The organism is Synechococcus sp. H55.9 (genome assembly GCF_047462355.1).
Taxonomy (GTDB): Bacteria; Cyanobacteriota; Cyanobacteriia; order Thermostichales; family Thermostichaceae; genus Thermostichus.
The window spans coordinates 1-1166 of sequence record NZ_JANSJB010000196.1 but is presented as its reverse complement, the minus strand read 5'-3'; the positions used below and the strand labels follow the sequence as shown (position 1 = coordinate 1166).

The window sequence follows — 1166 nt, the reverse complement described above, 5'->3', positions numbered from 1 at the left end:
CTTTTGCAGGATCCTGCGGTGGCAGGAATCGTCTGCAGCACCCGCGACATTACCCAGCAAAAAGAGGCGGAACTGGCGCTGCGGGAAAGCGAAGCCCGCTTCCGGGAAATGGCCGAAGCTGTGCCAGTGAGCTTCTTTGTCTATTCTCCGGATCTCAGTCAATTCCTATACAAAAGCCCTCAGTGCAAGCAGATCTGGGGATACACGCCGGAGGAGTTTTACCAGAAGCCGGATCTGTGGAAAGACAGGATCCACCCCGAAGATCTGCCTCAGGTTTTGCAAGCCGTAGCTCAAGTTATCCGAGGAGAGAAGCCGGTTACCTATCGCATTTGCCATCGAGATGGTCGGGTGCGCTGGTTGCGAACTTCCTGCCGACCTATTTTCAATGAGCAGCAAGAAGTGATCCGCATTGCCGGCATCACAGAAGATATCACCGAGCAAAAAGAGGCAGAGCTGGCCCTGCAAGAGAGCGAGGCCCGTCTCAAGGCCATCCTCGACGGGATCCCTTTTCCCATCTTTGTTAAAGATTTGCAGAGCCGCTACTTACAGGTCAATCAAGCTTACCTGCAAAAAAACGGTAAACTCCCAGAAGAAGTTCTCGGCAAGGCCGATACGGAGCTCTTCTCGCCAGAGGAAGCTCTGGAGTTCCGCAAGGGAGATCAAAGGGCCATCCAGTCTCCCGCTCCCATCAGCTGTGAGCGCACCATTTGTCGAGACGGCAAAAAGCAAGAAACGTGGATCACCAAGTTTGCCCTGCGGGATTGGCAAGGGGATCCCTATGCCGTTTGCGGCATTGCTGTGGATATAACCCCTCTCAAAGAAGCCCGGGATCTGCTGCTGCAAGAGGCAGAGCGAGAAAGACTTCTGGGATCCCTGCTGCGCCGGATCCGCGAGAAGCTGGACTTGCAGCCCCTCCTACAAACCACGGCGGCGGAAGTGCGAGAGTTTCTCCAGGTGGATCGGGTGATGATCTACCAGTTGCAGGAAGACATAGGGGGATTTGTAGCCGCCGAGTCCGTCCTGGATCCCTGCCCCAGCCACTTGGGCCGCTCCGTGTGGGATTCCTACTTTCATCAGGATCCCTGCTATCGCAAGTACCAGCAGGGCTTTGTGCAGGCCATCGACAATGTGGCCACGGCCCCTTTGGATCCCTGCTACCGGGAGCT

Annotated in this window: 1 protein-coding gene; it reads left to right on the top strand. The window is 55.9% G+C overall.

Annotated elements, in window-relative coordinates:
• Nucleotides 1-18 precede the first annotated feature (18 nt).
• Nucleotides 19-1166: PAS domain S-box protein (locus NW857_RS13085; protein WP_414369224.1), on the top strand; the 1148-nt coding region annotated here is incomplete at its 3' end.